Here is a 16,344-nt window from a genome sequence, read left to right as displayed (position 1 = left end):
TTATGAGCCTATGACTCATCGTATCAGGCATAAAAATTATGCAAAAAACTTCAAAATCATCTGAATAACAGTAGCATTGATTAAGTCAACGAAGAACGCACCACATAATGGAACAATCAGGAAGGCCTTATGCGACGCACCATACATATTGGTAATCGCCTGCATATTGGCAACCGCTGTTGGCGTTGCGCCCATACCGAAACCACAATGACCTGCTGCAAGTACCGCAGCATCGTAGTTTTTGCCCATGATGCGGAAAGTGACGAAAGCTGCATACAAAGCCATGGTGATGGTTTGCGCACCCAGAATCACCATGAGTGGTCCTGCAAGGTCAGCTAATTGCCATAATTTCAATGATAACAATGCCATCGCCAAGTACAGCGACAATGAAGCATTACCGAACACATCAATCGCGCGATCGAAAATCTGAACTTTGAAAATACCTTCCAGTACATTACGCAGAATGACACCACCCGCCAATGCCCAGACAAATGTTGGCAGTTCAAACGCAGTACCTTTACTGAAACCCGTCATAAACTCTGCAAAAGCCAAACAACCTGCGAACAGGCCCAAGGTCGTGATTGCATTATCAGCGGTAATTAAACGCACCTGATGCGGATATTCAAACGGTACATATTCGTTGGTCGTGCTATCCATTGGTGTATTGTCACGCTTTTCGATCTGCTGATCGGTACGTGCAGTAGCCAGGTTATGACGATTGATCAGTAATTTGGCCAAAGGTCCACCAATGATCCCGCCGATGATCAGACCGAAAGTCGCACTGGCCATACCCAGTGCCAAAGCACCCTGAATGCCATGTTCAACTTCAAAAATCTCCCCCCATGCACCCGCAGTACCATGACCGCCGGTTAAGGTAACTGAACCTGCAATCAGGCCAATCAGTGGGTCAATACCAAGCAGTGTTGCCAGACTCATACCGACTGCATTTTGCAAAACAATAAAAATCGATATAGCAAACAGGAAAATTACCAGACCGACACCGCCTTCACGCAACTTGGAAAAGTTGGCACTCAGACCGATCGAGGCAAAGAAGATCAGCATAAAACTGGTTTGTAGCTCTGAACTGGTGGTGATGCTGTATCCCCACAGTGAATGCACCAGTAATGAGATAATCGCAGCAACCAAACCGCCTGCAACCGGCTCAGGAATATTGTAGCGCTTTAAAAAATCGATTTTATTAACCAGGAATCGGCCGAGTAACAAAACAATGACTGCGGCAATCAAGGTATAAAATGCGTTAAAAGTAAAATCCATAATTTTTTGCCCAAGATGATTTTGAATTTTTTATTTTTCTAAAAGTTATGGAGTGCGCTAGATTTCTAGCTCGCTCATTAGATGTTCATCTGGAAATATCCTGATTTGATCTATTACCTTTAGAAAAACAAACCGATTTATCATCTCTTTCAAACTTATGAATATCATCATCACGATCATATTCAACAAATGAGAGATTTATAAAAGCAACACCTTTTCTATTCCGATACTCAGTCTGTTGTAAAATTGCAGACAATTTTCAAACAAACGCGCATGCTGGTAAAAAACTGTGTTTTAAGCTCAAAAAAACATTCAGTGCTTGATGAGTGCTTTCAACCTAAAGACTTCATTCAAGCCATCTGGAATCGCGTTATTTAAAACAGATCTTAATCACGAAACGCATGAATTAAGATGAAAAGTCGTACATTATGCTGTTTCTTCGTATCAGGTTTTATTTCTTTTTATTAGCAATAGTTAATTTACCTATAAAAAATAATTATAAATTCTCATTTTTATATGAAGATTAATCTATATTTTAATTCAAAAAAAATATTAATCTTTTACTCGACACAAAATGAAACAGGGATCTTGAAATTAAATTATCTTGATTTTCAGTCAAAATAAACCAGTTCTCTGTGTGAAATTGTTATTGTTGAATGGTTCAAGCACTTGGGTTTTAAGCCATTTTTTAAATCAAAGACCAACTTTATGACTAAATCCATTGCTATCACTTAGGCGATTTATGCTCAGCTAAAAGAATGCGAAATTTCATTATTCAAGTCATTTTGCTGATAAATTGTTTTTTCAGCTGGCGAAGAATGAAATTTTCCTATCCCCCGTTCTGTTTGTTTAGTTTATAGTCATTGCAAACTCAATAAGGATATTCGACTGGACCTCATAATGGATCAAAATCTTGTTCATGCTGTAGATCACACTATCACCTCTCGCCATTCAGTGCGTGCTTTTTTAAATACTCCCGTTAGTACAGACACCTTAAAAGAGATTTTGACGGTGGCCAGCCGCGCACCCTCAGGAACCAATACCCAACCCTGGAAAGTGTATGTGGTAACAGGTAAAAAGCGTGATGAACTCGTGCAACAGGTTTGTCAGGCACAAATGCAAGTCTATGCAAATCCGGAATTGTCGCAGCAGTATCAGGAAACTTTTGCCTATTATCCTGAACAATGGATCTCGCCATTTATTGAACGTCGTCGTGAAAATGGCTGGGGCTTATATGGCTTGCTGAATATTCAAAAAGGCGAAAAAGAAAAAATGGCGCGTCAGCAGCTGCGTAATTTTGAACTATTTGATGCACCTTTCGGCCTATTTTTTACTGTACATCGTTCTTTGGCCATTGGTTCCAAAATGGATGTTTCCATGATGATCCAGAATGTCATGCTGGCCGCAAAAGCCCGCGGTCTGGACACTTGCCCGCAGGCAGCCTGGAATCATTTTCATCCGATCGTGCTTGATCTGGTGGGTGCTCCTGTCGATGAAGAGCTGGTCTGCGGTATGGCACTGGGTTATGCCGATCCAGAACAGATTATTAACAGCTTTATTACCCCGCGCGTTCCTGTAGAGGAATTTGCTGTGTTTATCGATGAGTGATGCAAGCAGGGCTAAGTCAATTGACTTAGCCCTCTGTACAATCCAGCATTTTCAATATTTGTAGAAAACGCCCAGCATTTATGCATTTTTCAAGATTGGCATCTTTATTTTAAAAATCGCCCAAGCGGAAATACCTACAAAAACCAGCATGATCAATGCCATATTTAATAAGGCATGCCAGATCAGAAAATTCAGTAATACACCGCCCAATAAGCCACAAAAAAATTGCATACTGCCCATAATCGCACTGGCGGTTCCCGCCCGCTCGCCTTGTTCAGCCATTGCCAAAGCCATGGCATTCGGACCAGTAAACCCGATAGATGCCACCACAATAAACATGCCTAACAACACCCAGAACACAGAATCGACGTCCAGACAGCCCAGTAAGATTAACCCTAATACACCAGCAGACTGCAGACACGTGCCGATTTTCAGGCGCTGCAATATCGAGAATCGCCCAGCCAGACGTTTATTCAAGGTCGAAAACAGCATGATCCCGAAGGCATTGGCACCAAAGGCATAAGCAAACTGTTGCTCGGTCAGCTGATAACGATCCATCAGAATGGCAGAAGAAGCACTGATATAACAGAACATCACCGCACCGGAGAAACAACTGGCATAGAGCGGGCGTCGAAAGCTTGGATCCTGAAAAATAGTACGGTACAAACTTAATACCTGTTGAAAGTTCAGCTTGAGACGGCGTTCTGGTTCCAAGGTTTCTTTAAATAGAAAATGTACACAGGCCAGACTCAACAGACCGCAGCCCATCAGTACCACAAAGATCATGTTCCATTCATAAAACATCAACACCCAGGCGCCCAGACTCGGGGCGATGATTGGCGCAATGGCGGTCACAATCATCATGCTGGCAAAGGCCTGAGCTGCTGAATGCATATCCAGACGATCACGAATTGCAGCGCGTGCCATAACCACCCCGACACAGCCACCGAGGGCTTACAGAATCCGTGCAGCGATCAGACTCCATTCATCCTGCGCAAAGACACACAGTAAACTTGCCACAATGTATAAACACAGCCCAAAATACAGTGGCGGTTTACGCCCAATCCGGTCACTAATCGGACCATAAATCAGTTGCCCGATCGCCAGACCGAAGAAATAAGCCGGCAGGCTATTGGAAACCATCTGGGTACTGACACCAAAATCTGCTGCCATGGCCGGTAAGGCCGAAAGATACATATCAATGGATAAAGGCCCGAGTGCACTCAGTGTCGCCAGCAACACAATCCAGGACATGGCATAAGGTTGTTGTACTATTTTATTCGATGTCATAAGCATGAAGATTTAAAGCGTTAATATGCAGACAAATTATTACAGTGCATAGTATGATTTAGCCTGAAATGAAGATATATAAATATACTATTTTCATTAGCCTATTCAGATTCAGCTCTAAGACTGCAGTATAAAGGACGACCTTTGAAATCTTGGCTCACTCGTCTCAAGCAAACCACCTATAACACGACCTTGATGTATAACCTGCGCATGATGACGGCATTTGCAGGTACCGCCTTTGTTCCCTATTTTATGGGACAACAATTGATGACAATTCCACTGACTTTAGGCGTGGTCGCTGCCGGTTTAAGCGATATTGATGACCGCTTTTCGGTGCGGATTTTAAATCTGCTCTACACCTACATTGGCTTCTTTATTACCGCAGTGGGCGTATATCTGCTCTTTCCTTATCCCCTGCTGTTTGCTTTGGCCTTAATTGTGTCCTGTATTGCCCTGATTTTGCTGGGTTCACTAGGGCGACGCTATGCCACGATTTCTTACGGCTGTCTGGTGATTTCCGTTTATTCCATGCTCGGGGTAGAGCTGTTTGATGAATGGTATAAACAGGCTGGTTTATTGGTCATCGGCGCGATGTGGTACGGTCTGCTGTCGACCCTCAGTTTCCTGATCTTCCCTGCCCGGTTGGCGCAAGACAAGCTTGCCATTTCCTATTCTGCGCTCGGTGACTTTTTATATGCCAAGTCCAATCTGTTTGATGTGGACATGACCCCGAAAAGCTATCAACAAAGCATGATTGAACTCTCGCTGGAAAATGGCAAACTGATTGCGATTTTTAATGAAATGAAAACTGCCCTTTTGACTCGCCTGAAAGGCGACCGTGGGCAAAAAGATACCCGTCGCAGCCTGCAATATTATTTTGTGGCGCAGGATATTCATGAACGTGCCGATTCAGCGCATATTGATTATCAGAAACTGGCCAAGATTTTCCAGCATAGCGATATCCTGTTCCGCTTCCAGCGCATCATGTCAATTCAGGGCAAAGCCTGTAAGGACCTGAGTGAAAGTTTGCTGATGCGCAAACCTTATGTACATAACCAGCGCTTCAAGCATGCCTTTGATAACCTGAGACAGTCTCTGGATAAGTTACGTCAGGAGCAGCAGTATGATCAGGTCTGGATCAGTGCCCTATTTGCGCTGTTTCAAAACCTGAAATCGATTGATGCCCAGTTACGCAACCTGGAAACCGAGCAGAATATCAAGTCCGAGCGTTTCAAACATATCGAGAACCAGCTTAGAGATGATGATCTGAAAAGCTGGGATGACATCAAGATTCGGATTAAGCAGCATCTGACCCCAGAATCGGTGCTGTTCCGGCATGCCATTCGCCTGTCGATTGTGCTGCTGATCAGCTATATTTTTGTACAGGTCAGCAATATTGAATATGGTTACTGGATTTTATTGACCGCACTCTTTGTCAGCCAGCCCAACTTTAACGCCACCAAACGGCGTTTACGTCTGCGTATTATCGGTACGTTGGTCGGTATTATCCTCGGTTATGCCATTTTATATTTTGTGCCGTCCATCGAAGGACAATTATTGCTTCTGGTACTGAGTGGGATTCTGTTCTTTGAATTGCGCAGTAAACAGTATGCACAGGCCACCGCCTTTATCACGATTTTAGCCCTGATCAACTTCAATCTGGACGGTATGGGCTATGCCGCGGCCATCCCGCGTATGATCGACACCTTGATTGGCTGTGCGATTGCCTGGTTCGGCGTCAGCTTTATTTTTCCAGACTGGAAGTTCCGACGTTTGCCGCGCAGTATCAAACGCAGCTTGCAGGCAGAAGCAGATTATTTGAGTGAAGTAATCGAGCAGTATAAATCGGGACGTAATAATGGCCTGAAATATCGGATTGTGCGCCGTGCGGCCCATAATACCGATGCCGAGGTGGCTTCACTGATTTCGACACTGGCCACTGAACCGGATATTGATCCAGTACAAAAATCGCTGGCCTTTGAGTTCCTGTGTCTGAATCATACTTTTATCAGTTATATTGCTGCGCTGGGTGCACACCGGGAAAAAATTGAAGATCAGGACATTCTGAATTTACTGGACAAAGCGCTTGAGAACATTCGTGGTGCATTGCTAAGAGATGAAATGCCCGATTTAAGTGCACAAAATATGATTGCCCATATTCGCCAGCGCCTGGCTCAAGATCAGGAGCAAGATCAGAAATCCCTGATCATTTTGCAGCAACTGTCTTTAATGTTCAGCATTTTAAAGCAGTTGAGCCAACTGAAACAAAGTTTGAGCCATGAGCGTGATGAACAGGCAACTGAATTAGGTTCATTATAATTTGGCTGATTTTGGAACAATATACTCACTGAATTGGTACAATTAGTGCTAAACTTTTTACAGTTTAAAATCTGCTAATTTCATTATGACCGCGAAAAATTTATACGCTTATACCCTACAGCCTGTGAACTATGAAATTTCAGAAGCCGAGCAGCGTCATGCTCAGCTGGTGATCTGGCGTAGTACCAATAAAATTGGCATGAAAGCATGGCTGATCATGGGTGCTGTTGTTGCACTTTCTATTCTGGGCATTCTGATCCTGAAGAACTATTCTACCGTGTTCTGCTGGGTGGCCATTGTCTGTGTGGTGTTGTATTACCTGATCCGTACCTTTGGTCTGGAATGGTATGTTAAACGCAAGATGAATGAATTTCCGGTACAGGAAATCAAAGGTGTTCGCCTGGGCGTGCAACCGCACGGCATCGTGATGCGCCAGAAAATGGGCATGCAAGAAGGTGTTGGCGCGATTAGCTGGAAAGACATCTATGAATGGTATAACACACCAGAATTCATGTTGGTCAATTTCAAGGTAAAAGGCCAGCAAGGTGCGTATATCCTGCCGAAACGTCTGGACAGCAAAAACTTCTCTTTCGCCACGATTCGCAAGCATCTGGAAGCAGAAGTGGGCGCAGCAAAACAAATCTAAACTATTCTTTCTTCAGCGAAAAACCTCCTGCCCCGGCATGGAGGTTTTTTTTAATCTTAAAATAATAAATGATAATGAGAATAAATATTATCCTCAACATCTATAATTCAGGTTTAAACTTCAGTTATAATTTTGCCACTTTTATAGATCTCACCCTTAATCTGACGACCATGTTTAAAAAGACATTTTTCCAAATCCACTGGTTTCTGGGGATTACAGCAGGTTTAATCCTCTCGATAATGGGGGTCACTGGCGCAATCTATTCCTATGAACAACAAATATTAAAATGGATGAATAGCGACAGTTATACGGTTCAGGTTCAGCAACGTGACAAACTCACGCCTGCCGAGCTGTATCAGCACTTTAACCGTACTGCGCCTGACATGAAGATCAACAGTATTACCGTAGTACAAGATCCAAGTGCTTCGAGTACCGTGAATGTTGCCAAAGAAGGCGCACGGCGTGGCCAGAACATTATGATCAACCCGTATACTGCGGAAGTCTTGCCAGAGATTAAGGGTCGGGAATTTTTCCAGTTTGTTCAGCAACTGCATCGTAATTTGACGGTTGGTCCGGTGGGTAAGCAGATTACCGGTGCCTGTACCCTGATGCTGATCTTTTTTGTCTTGTCAGGTCTGTACCTGCGCTGGCCGAAACGTCATTCGATCAAGCAATGGTTCTTTGTAAAACCTCAACTGAAAGGCCGTAATTTTATCTGGGATCTGCACGCTGTTGTGGGAACCTGGGTGGTGATTTTCTACCTGATTCTGGCCTGTACCGGTCTGTACTGGTCTTATGACTGGTGGCGCAATGGCATGTTTAAAGTGCTGGGTGTGGAACGCCCGCAACCGGAAATGCAGGCCAATGCCGGCAATAACCGTGGTGAAGGACGTCCAGGCGGTGAACGTGGTCCGCGTGCCGAAGGTGAAGTACGAGGCCAAGGTGGCGAACGCGGTGCTGGTGGTGAAGGCCGTGAAGGTCTCAGCCCTGAAGCTACTGTCCGTGCATTAGAGCAGAGCTGGATTGGCTTTAACAATGAATTTTCAGATAAGTATTCTACCGTAACGTTTAACCTTCCGAAAAAACCGGATGGCGAAATGCAACTGAACTTCGTCGATCCGATCGCTCAACATGAACGTGCACGAAACAGTGCCACTTATAATTACCGGACAGCTGAATTTACCGAAGTCGAGCTGTATGAAGACAAAAAGTTCAATGAAAAGATCATGAGTAGCATGTTACCGGTACATCGTGGCAGCTTCTTCGGCCCGATCTACCAGTTCTTTGCCATGGTCGCAGCCTTGTTGATGCCGTTATTCTTCGTAACCGGCTGGATGCTCTATCTGAAACGTCGCAAACAGAAACGCTTAACGCTGGCAGCACGTCAGGGTGCGACTTTAGTAAACCTAGATGAAAATTCCAAACCGTGGCTCATCGCGTATGCGTCACAAACAGGGGTTTCTGAGCAGCTGGCTTGGCGTACAGCAACTGCCCTGCAGGAAGCGCGTCAACCGGTAACCGTCAAGCCGGTACAACAGCTGACGCTTGCCGATTTACAGCAAACTGAACAGGTATTATTTGTTGCCAGTACCTATGGCACGGGCGAAGCACCGGATCTGGCTTCTTCTTTTGAGAAAAAAATCCTGTCTGCTCAAGCTGATCTCAGTCATTTAAGTTATGCTGTATTGGCCTTAGGTTCTCAGGAATATCCAGACAGCTATTGCAGTTTTGGTCACCGTATTGATCAGTGGTTAAAACAGAATGGTGCCCAGCAGCTATTCAATACAATTGAAGTCGACAATGCCAATAACGAGCATATCCAGCAATGGAATACTGCACTGGCACAAGTCACTCGACTTGAGCTACAAGCGATGAGTATCGATAAGACCTTTGATCACTGGAGTTTGAGTAAACGTGAAGTCCTCAATCCGGGTAGTCTGGGTGCGCCTGCCTTCAATATCGAACTGACCCCTGAGCATGAAGCCGTCTGGCAAGCAGGTGATATTGCAGAGGTTCAACCAGGGAATAGCCCAGAACATATTCATGCATTTATGCAAAAGCACCAGATTACAGCCGGTACACAAGTACCTTCTATGCAACAGAATATTGAACAGGCCCTCTGGGATCGTGATCTGACTCAGGCTGAACCTTTTGATTCTCTGGATCAGCTCCTCACGCAATTACCGACTTTGGCAACACGTGAATACTCGATTGCCAGTATTCCAAGTCAGCAAGTTTTACGTCTGGTGGTACGTCAGCAAACCGACACGAATGGTAATCTCGGTCTGGGTTCAGGCTGGCTGACCCAGCATGCGGCTCTCAATGCGCCCATTGCACTGCGTATTCGCAACAATGAATCTTTCCACCTGATTGATGACAACCGCCCAATTATCTGTATTGGTAATGGTACCGGTATTGCTGGACTATTAAGTCTGCTCAGTGCGCGTAACCGTCAGGACTATAGCCAGAACTGGCTGATTTTCGGTGAACGTCAGCGTGAACATGACTTCTTCTTTGAAGAAACTATTCAGGCCTGGCTGCAAATGGGAACCCTGAAGCGTCTCGATCTTGCATTCTCTCGCGACCAACAGGAAAAAGTCTATGTACACCATAAACTGCGTGAACAGGCTGAAGAACTAAAAGCCTGGATTGCACAAGGTGCGGTGATTTATGTTTGTGGTAGCATCAATGGTATGGCCAGCGATGTGGATCAGGCCCTGACCGAGATTCTCGGTGAAACAATGCTAGATCAATTACGTCTGGATGGACGTTATCGCCGTGATGTATATTAAGATAACCTGATATGCTAAAAACCGGGCTTAATGGCCCGGTTTTTATTGAAGATGCAAAAGCAATAATAAGAATATGAATAAGAAAAAAGGAACCCTGGATGCTCAATCAACTTAAACGAAGTCTTAGCCTGATCTTTGGCTTGATCCTATGTATCAATAGCGTCTGGTTACTGAGCCAAGGTCAGAGGCATTTTGCTATTGCCCTGTCGATCTTCATTGGGGTGGCACTCATCCTGTACGCCTTATTTTTTTCATCTATTCAGCGCTGGAAACAGAATTCCCGATTTAGAACCTTGTTCTGGAACAGTCTCTGGGGCGGATTTTTATTCTGGATAATCAGTGTCGCGGCTTTCTTTGTTTATATCCAGATGTCAATCAACCCGAATATTCCGGCACGACCTGCTGCAGCGATTTTAGTATTAGGCAGTGGCATTAATCAGGGTCAGCCCTCACCCATCTTAAAAAATCGTCTGGATACCGCAGCAAAATATGCAGAACGATATCCAAATACTTTAATCATTATGACCGGTGGACGAAATTTCCGGGAGAGACAGAGCGAAGCTGAAGTCATGCAAAGTTATATCTACACGAACTATCCGCAGCTCAAAAACCCCATTAGCTTAGAAGATCAAAGCAGAAGTACCCAACAGAACCTGCAATATTCTCAGGCAATCCTAAAACAGCAACATATTGATCGAAATGAGCCCATTGCGATTGTCACTAGCGATTTTCATAGCCCTCGTGCCCGTGCCATTGCCAGACATCAGGGTTATCAACAAGTCATCAGCCTGAGTGCCAGCACACCCCAGAATGTTCGCTATAATTCCTGGTTACGCGAATATTTTGCTTTGATAAGTGGCTGGCTACTGAATGAATATTCATTGTTCCAATAAACAAGCTGTTTTAAAAACAATAAATTTAATTTAAACGGATCTGCCTAGGCAAAGGCATATCCGGATTTTTAAACAGTTCCGGCTTTTGTACATAGATCTGATACAGATAATTTTTAATATCAAGTAATAATTTTTCCGGTGCCACCAGAATATTCTGCCCTTCCGGGGTCAGGTCAAGCGAAACAATGGTACTTTCCTGACGTAAAAAGGGAATGACTTTCTCTACAAAATCCTTGAGACCAATTTCCTGAATCTCGTAATTTTCCCAATTGTCTTTAATCAACAGTCGAGCCAGACCTTTACTTTGCCAACAGGCAAATGCGCGTTGTCCGGTCGGCGTGGCACATAAGGCCCACCCATCCTGATAGAGTGCAAAAATGCCAGCATTAGCAACAATGGCTTCAATATATTGCTTATAAAGCTGTTGAGGATCGAAAGCAGTTTTTTGGGATTTGGTCGCGGCTTTGCGCTGATAGGGATTTCTCATGGTCGTGAAATCTTAATATTATTATAATACAATCAGATTCTAAGGAATAAATAGAGTTGAAGCAAGAAGATATGGTGGGCGCTGACGGGATCGAACCGCCGACATTCTGCTTGTAAGGCAGACGCTCTACCAACTGAGCTAAGCGCCCTGAGAAAACAACAACGTTGTTTTAAATGACGCAAGACCAACAAGGAATATAGTCTTGGTATCTTGAAAACTCAGATCTCAGGAATCCAAGCTTTTCATCTTAAGATGGCGCAGCGGACGGGGCTCGAACCCGCGACCCCCGGCGTGACAGGCCGGTATTCTAACCAACTGAACTACCGCTGCATCGTAAGAATCTGGTGGGCGCTGACGGGATCGAACCGCCGACATTCTGCTTGTAAGGCAGACGCTCTACCAACTGAGCTAAGCGCCCTGATAAAGAGTGTCAATCTTTAGTTTATTAAATTCAGGCTCAGGGACCTCAATTTAATTTCTTTTGAAATGGCGCAGCGGACGGGGCTCGAACCCGCGACCCCCGGCGTGACAGGCCGGTATTCTAACCAACTGAACTACCGCTGCATCGCAAAAGAATCTGGTGGGCGCTGACGGGATCGAACCGCCGACATTCTGCTTGTAAGGCAGACGCTCTACCAACTGAGCTAAGCGCCCTCAAAAGGTCTATCGTATAAATGGCGCAGCGGACGGGGCTCGAACCCGCGACCCTCGGCGTGACAGGCCGATATTCTAACCAACTGAACTACCGCTGCATTTACACAATGTCGCTATTGTGGCAAACGAAAATCAAGATCTTAAAGTGGCGCAGCGGACGGGGCTCGAACCCGCGACCCCCGGCGTGACAGGCCGGTATTCTAACCAACTGAACTACCGCTGCAACTATAAGGTCTCAACATGAAAGAGCTTGGTGGGCGCTGACGGGATCGAACCGCCGACATTCTGCTTGTAAGGCAGACGCTCTACCAACTGAGCTAAGCGCCCTTTCTAAACGTCTATCATCGTTTGATGGGTGCATTATAGAGAATCTGCACAGCCTGTCAAACGCTTTTCGGAATGTTTTCCACTTTTTAGGTGTGAGTGATTAAAAAATAGGTTGTTTGTTAAAAAAAACAACACTTTTTGTTTATTTTTTAAGTCTCTACCGAAATTTTTTAATTTTCAAAATGAAAATTGAAGCGAAATTTTGTGTTTTACCCTGCGAAGTTTCAGTCTAACCACACGACATATTCCAATTCTGATTAAGGATTATACAAAGCTTTAAAATACTCGACGTTGTGTTCATGTAATCTTTCAACTGTCATTTATTTTTATTCAGAAAATGCCAGTAAATCTAAACTTCAAATAATCATTTAACCCATTCCATGCGATAAAAATACCATCTGGATCAGATTAATCAATCTTTTCTGCTGTCTCCACCAAGCAGATTCAGTCCATAAAAACAAAACCATTTTCACATAATCTTAAAATCTAACTTTTATTCGCTTTTCGAAACATTCAGCCTGCCCAGATCTAATGCCTGTTCTGAAATATAGACCAGTGCATCTTCACTGATCAGGTCAAATAATTCAGCGACTTCCGGATTACGCATACGGATACAGCCGTGCGACAGCGGCTCTCCCATGTTTTCGGTTTCTGGGGTGCCATGAATATAGATATAACGCTGATAGGTATCGCAGCCCTCGCCTTGATTAAAACCCGCTTCAAGGCCACTCAGCCATAAAATGCGCGTCAGGATCCAGTCCCGCTGCGGGAATTCTGCCGCCAATTGGGGATTATAAATTTCACCCGTCGCCTGACGTGCGACAAATACACTATTTAAGGGAGCATTCTGACCAAACTTTTCAGCAATCTTGTGCCAGCCACGAGGAGTCTTGCCACTATTTTCAGTTTCACCAATGCCATTTTTGCCACTGGAAATCAGATATTGCTTGTTTAGACGGGGCAGATACAGTTTTTGTTGGGCAAGATCAATCAGGATATCGGCTTGATCCAGATGCAAGGTATTCATGACTTGTTATTCTCAGACTCTATTTTATTTGGCTTTATAGGGTTTAACTGATTATCTTCAGATGGCGCTGTTGGTAGATCTGTCTTTTCTGGGTCAACTGTATTTTGCTGAATAAGGATCTGATTCGGTTCAGGGCGTCGCCATAACCAGATCGCGACGATCAGCATCGTAATATTGGTAAAGGCTTTTACGGCCAAGGGTGCAGTAGTAAACAGCATGATGATCCCGCTGATCAGCATCATGATACTGGCCAGCCATTTGGCCTTACGCGGTACAGTACCGTGGGCACGCCAATCTCTTAAGGTCGGACCATATTTGGGATGATTCAATAACCAGTCATCCATTTGTGGCCAGCCTTTGGATGAGGCCCAGGCGGCCAGAATCAAAAAGACCGTTGTTGGCATACCCGGCAGGATTGCACCGATAAAGCCCAGGATCACAAACAGCACCACCAGACTTCGCCAAAACAACACTTTCATACATCAACCCTAGCCGCAGAATTCAGGTAGTATAAAGCGTTTTCCGATACTGTCCGTTGTATTTCTGCACTTTTCACAGGTTGTACTATGCCCTTTTCCAATTTAAACCAAAATCTTGTAGAAGCATGGCAACGTTATCAACATCCTCTGGTGCGTCAACTGGCATTTGCTGTTGGCAGTCCGAATATCTTGTCCCATGTTCCAGATGAACTTGAGCTCATACATCGTTTTGAACTGCATGACAGCCAAACCTGGCAGCAACATCTTAGCCGTTATCATCCACGCTTGGAATTTCTTGATCAGCACCCAGAAGAATTAATCGAATTTGTGCAGCAACTAAAAAGCACGCGTTTAGGGCTGCGTTTTGAAATGCTGGTCTGGTTCTGGTTACTCGATGATGCTTATCACCCCTATCGACTGCTTGGCCATAGTCTGCAAAAAATTGAGGGTGCCAAGACCTTGGGTGAGCTGGATTTTCTGCTATTGAATACTGCTACAGGACAAATTGAACATTGGGAAGTGGCATTGAAGTATTATCTGGCCGAAGCCGATTTTAGTCTGCCGCATTGGTATGGCCTGAACCGCACCGATACTTTAATCAGAAAAATGAAACATTTCACACAAAAACAATTCCAGTTTGATGAGGCTTTGCAGCATCCCATTCAAAAACGGTATTGCGTCCTCAAGGGACAGCTATATTTGCCTACACATCATGCTGATCAACCAATTCCCTCATGGATCAATACCGAGCGTCGTCTGGGCTTATGGGGACAGCATATTCCTGCTGCACAGCACGGTTTCTATCGTCTGCAACGACATGAATGGATTTATCCGCAAGCCCGGCCGAGCAGTTCAGCTGCGATCTGGTGGACGGATGGCCTCTATAAAAAGGTCGATAGCAATGACTTTTATATGTATCGCAATCCGGTGCTGATCCAGCATCCATCGCATAAGCCCCTATAAAGCATTACATTTATTAACCGAAGCACTATGAAAACCACATATTTTTTAGAGCGTATATTTTCTACTCTAAGTCCCACATCATAATAATTTTATTATTGATTATACGGAGATGATGATGAAAAAAATTCTTGCTGCTTCATTAATGATGGCTTTTGTATTGACTGGCTGTAACACCGTAAAAGGCATGGGCAAAGATGTGTCTAAGGCTGGCGATGCGGTAACCAATACTGCTGAAAAAACCTCTGACGAAATCCGTCAAAACTAGTTTTTTCCTAAACGCTCACAGAACCCTATCCCAGATAGGGTTTTTTTATATCAGTCGTTCACATTCAAGCCTATATTCGCCTATTATAGAACCGAAAAAATTATCGACTGTTGAATACCGTATGAGCTCTTCCGCTACCCTCGATTTAAGCCTGCAACTATTACGTCAGCCTTCTGTCACACCGATTGATCATGACTGCCAGAACATCATGGCTGAACGTTTAAAGAAGATTGGCTTCAATATTGAATCCATGCGCTTTGAAGATGTAGATAATATCTGGGCACGCAAAGGCACAGAAGGTCCGGTCTTCTGTTTTGCTGGCCATACCGATGTCGTGCCAACGGGGAATCTGGATGCCTGGAACTCAGATCCTTTCTTACCTGAAATCCGTGAAGGCAAACTTTATGGTCGTGGCAGTGCCGATATGAAGACGGCTTTGGCAGCCATGGTAGTCGCAACAGAACGTTTTGTTGAAAAATATCCGAATCATAAAGGTTCAATTGCCTACCTGATTACTTCAGATGAAGAAGGTCCGTCGATTAATGGCACGGTGAAAGTGATTGAAACACTGGAAGCACGTAATGAGAAAATCACGTGGTGTCTGGTTGGTGAACCTTCAAGCACTAACAAACTAGGTGATATTGTTAAAAATGGCCGTCGTGGGTCTTTGAATGCCAATCTCACAGTCAAAGGCAAACAGGGTCATGTGGCTTATCCGCATCTGGCCGTGAATCCGATTCATAGCGCCTCTAAAGCGATTGCTGAACTGTGCGACACAGTCTGGGATCATGGCAACGAATATTTCCCGGCGACGACCTTCCAGATTTCCAATATCAATGCAGGTACAGGCGCAACCAATGTTGTTCCCGGCACCATGAACCTATTGTGCAACTGGCGTTATTCAACTGAAGTGACTGCCGAAGAACTTAAATCCCGTACACTGGAAATTCTGGATCGTCATGGTGTGGACTATGATGTTTCCTGGACTTTATCTGGCCTGCCTTTCCTGACCCCGGTCGGTGACCTGGTAAATGCAGCTAAAACCGCCATTCTGAATGTGACAGGGACTGAAACCGAACTATCCACTTCGGGTGGCACCTCAGATGGTCGCTTTATTGCGCCTACAGGTGCACAAGTGCTGGAACTTGGGGTGTTAAATGCCACGATTCATCAGATCAATGAACATGTCGATATCGCAGACTTAGAGCCATTGGCTGAAATTTATGAACAGATTCTCGTGAATTTACTTGCCAATTAAGTAAATTCATAACACAATAAAAAAGGAACTCCATGGAGTTCCTTTTTATATTTTATAGTTT

At 44.5% G+C, this 16,344-nt stretch carries 11 protein-coding genes, 8 tRNA genes and 2 pseudogenes; 8 read left to right on the top strand and 13 right to left on the bottom strand.

The window, feature by feature from the left end; genetic code table 11:
- Positions 1 to 36 precede the first annotated feature (36 nt).
- Positions 37 to 1,275 (bottom strand): sodium/glutamate symporter, encoded by a 1,239-nt coding sequence (gltS, locus tag PYW33_RS03680; protein WP_004280690.1) that lies wholly within the window; start codon positions 1,273 to 1,275, stop codon positions 37 to 39.
- 900 nt (positions 1,276 to 2,175) lie between these two features.
- Here gltS and PYW33_RS03675 point away from each other — a divergent pair.
- Positions 2,176 to 2,883: a nitroreductase gene (locus PYW33_RS03675; RefSeq protein WP_004645825.1), complete on the top strand. Its 708-nt coding sequence runs from the start codon at positions 2,176 to 2,178 to the stop codon at positions 2,881 to 2,883.
- Between the two features lie 78 nt (positions 2,884 to 2,961).
- On the opposite strand, the pseudogene PYW33_RS03670 reads toward PYW33_RS03675, so the two are convergent.
- Positions 2,962 to 4,179: pseudogene (locus tag PYW33_RS03670) on the bottom strand (multidrug effflux MFS transporter).
- A 138-nt stretch (positions 4,180 to 4,317) separates the two neighbouring features.
- On the opposite strand from PYW33_RS03670, the gene yccS reads away from it, so the two are divergent.
- From yccS to PYW33_RS03650, 4 genes are all read left to right on the top strand, one after another.
- Positions 4,318 to 6,492: a YccS family putative transporter gene (yccS, locus tag PYW33_RS03665; protein ID WP_004645828.1), complete on the top strand. Its 2,175-nt coding sequence runs from the start codon at positions 4,318 to 4,320 to the stop codon at positions 6,490 to 6,492.
- 85 nt (positions 6,493 to 6,577) lie between these two features.
- Positions 6,578 to 7,138, top strand: a complete 561-nt coding sequence (locus tag PYW33_RS03660) for a YcxB family protein (RefSeq protein ID WP_004645829.1) — start codon at positions 6,578 to 6,580, stop codon at positions 7,136 to 7,138.
- A 170-nt stretch (positions 7,139 to 7,308) separates the two neighbouring features.
- Positions 7,309 to 9,930: a PepSY domain-containing protein gene (locus tag PYW33_RS03655; RefSeq protein WP_176580848.1), complete on the top strand. Its 2,622-nt coding sequence runs from the start codon at positions 7,309 to 7,311 to the stop codon at positions 9,928 to 9,930.
- A 98-nt stretch (positions 9,931 to 10,028) separates the two neighbouring features.
- Positions 10,029 to 10,823, top strand: coding sequence for a YdcF family protein (locus PYW33_RS03650; protein ID WP_004645831.1), 795 nt, complete (start codon positions 10,029 to 10,031; stop codon positions 10,821 to 10,823).
- 25 nt (positions 10,824 to 10,848) lie between these two features.
- Here the strand turns inward: PYW33_RS03650 and PYW33_RS03645 are convergent, their stop codons facing one another.
- From PYW33_RS03645 to PYW33_RS03595, 11 genes and pseudogenes are all read right to left on the bottom strand, one after another.
- A complete protein-coding gene (locus PYW33_RS03645) occupies positions 10,849 to 11,310 on the bottom strand; it encodes a DUF2750 domain-containing protein (RefSeq protein ID WP_004645832.1) in 462 nt (153 codons plus the stop codon).
- A gap of 72 nt (positions 11,311 to 11,382) precedes the next feature.
- A tRNA-Val gene (locus PYW33_RS03640) sits at positions 11,383 to 11,458 on the bottom strand.
- A gap of 105 nt (positions 11,459 to 11,563) precedes the next feature.
- A tRNA-Asp gene (locus PYW33_RS03635) sits at positions 11,564 to 11,640 on the bottom strand.
- A 12-nt stretch (positions 11,641 to 11,652) separates the two neighbouring features.
- Positions 11,653 to 11,728, bottom strand: a tRNA-Val gene (locus tag PYW33_RS03630).
- Between the two features lie 69 nt (positions 11,729 to 11,797).
- Positions 11,798 to 11,874: transfer RNA gene (locus PYW33_RS03625), tRNA-Asp, on the bottom strand.
- A gap of 14 nt (positions 11,875 to 11,888) precedes the next feature.
- Positions 11,889 to 11,964 (bottom strand) — tRNA-Val (locus tag PYW33_RS03620).
- Between the two features lie 21 nt (positions 11,965 to 11,985).
- Positions 11,986 to 12,062, bottom strand: a tRNA-Asp gene (locus tag PYW33_RS03615).
- 48 nt (positions 12,063 to 12,110) lie between these two features.
- Positions 12,111 to 12,187, bottom strand: a tRNA-Asp gene (locus PYW33_RS03610).
- A 28-nt stretch (positions 12,188 to 12,215) separates the two neighbouring features.
- Positions 12,216 to 12,291, bottom strand: a tRNA-Val gene (locus tag PYW33_RS03605).
- Between the two features lie 493 nt (positions 12,292 to 12,784).
- Positions 12,785 to 13,318 carry a cell wall-recycling L,D-carboxypeptidase ElsL gene (gene elsL, locus PYW33_RS03600; RefSeq protein WP_004645834.1) on the bottom strand — a complete coding sequence of 178 codons (534 nt, stop codon included), beginning with the start codon at positions 13,316 to 13,318 and terminating at the stop codon, positions 12,785 to 12,787.
- Positions 13,319 to 13,443: 125 nt separating this feature from the next.
- A pseudogene (locus PYW33_RS03595) lies at positions 13,444 to 13,797 on the bottom strand (YbaN family protein); the annotation flags it as partial.
- Between the two features lie 87 nt (positions 13,798 to 13,884).
- Here PYW33_RS03595 and PYW33_RS03590 point away from each other — a divergent pair.
- The 3 genes from PYW33_RS03590 to dapE all read left to right on the top strand — a co-directional run bounded on the left by PYW33_RS03590 (position 13,885) and on the right by dapE (position 16,283).
- On the top strand, positions 13,885 to 14,760 hold the full coding sequence (locus tag PYW33_RS03590) for a DUF1853 family protein (RefSeq protein WP_004645836.1): 876 nt from the start codon (positions 13,885 to 13,887) through the stop codon (positions 14,758 to 14,760).
- A 112-nt stretch (positions 14,761 to 14,872) separates the two neighbouring features.
- Entirely contained in the window at positions 14,873 to 15,025 is a 153-nt protein-coding gene (locus PYW33_RS03585; RefSeq protein WP_004280704.1) for an entericidin A/B family lipoprotein, read from the top strand.
- Positions 15,026 to 15,146: 121 nt separating this feature from the next.
- Positions 15,147 to 16,283, top strand: a complete 1,137-nt coding sequence (gene dapE / locus PYW33_RS03580) for a succinyl-diaminopimelate desuccinylase (RefSeq protein ID WP_004645838.1) — start codon at positions 15,147 to 15,149, stop codon at positions 16,281 to 16,283.
- The last annotated feature ends 61 nt before the right edge of the window (positions 16,284 to 16,344 follow it).

The sequence above is a fragment of the Acinetobacter lwoffii genome, from assembly GCF_029024105.1.
GTDB lineage: Bacteria > Pseudomonadota > Gammaproteobacteria > Pseudomonadales > Moraxellaceae > Acinetobacter > Acinetobacter lwoffii.
This window is presented reverse-complemented; position numbering and strand designations above follow the sequence as displayed.

What these genes read in the sequence shown, in the direction of transcription:
- elsL (WP_004645834.1), bottom strand. Translation starts at nt 13,318, where the DNA reads ATGAATACCTTGCATCTGGATCAAGCCGATATCCTGATTGATCTTGCC.
- dapE (WP_004645838.1), top strand. Translation starts at nt 15,147, where the DNA reads ATGAGCTCTTCCGCTACCCTCGATTTAAGCCTGCAACTATTACGTCAG.
- PYW33_RS03675 (WP_004645825.1), top strand. Translation starts at nt 2,176, where the DNA reads ATGGATCAAAATCTTGTTCATGCTGTAGATCACACTATCACCTCTCGC.
- PYW33_RS03590 (WP_004645836.1), top strand. Translation starts at nt 13,885, where the DNA reads ATGCCCTTTTCCAATTTAAACCAAAATCTTGTAGAAGCATGGCAACGT.
- PYW33_RS03655 (WP_176580848.1), top strand. Translation starts at nt 7,309, where the DNA reads ATGTTTAAAAAGACATTTTTCCAAATCCACTGGTTTCTGGGGATTACA.
- PYW33_RS03660 (WP_004645829.1), top strand. Translation starts at nt 6,578, where the DNA reads ATGACCGCGAAAAATTTATACGCTTATACCCTACAGCCTGTGAACTAT.
- PYW33_RS03650 (WP_004645831.1), top strand. Translation starts at nt 10,029, where the DNA reads ATGCTCAATCAACTTAAACGAAGTCTTAGCCTGATCTTTGGCTTGATC.
- gltS (WP_004280690.1), bottom strand. Translation starts at nt 1,275, where the DNA reads ATGGATTTTACTTTTAACGCATTTTATACCTTGATTGCCGCAGTCATT.
- PYW33_RS03645 (WP_004645832.1), bottom strand. Translation starts at nt 11,310, where the DNA reads ATGAGAAATCCCTATCAGCGCAAAGCCGCGACCAAATCCCAAAAAACT.
- PYW33_RS03585 (WP_004280704.1), top strand. Translation starts at nt 14,873, where the DNA reads ATGATGAAAAAAATTCTTGCTGCTTCATTAATGATGGCTTTTGTATTG.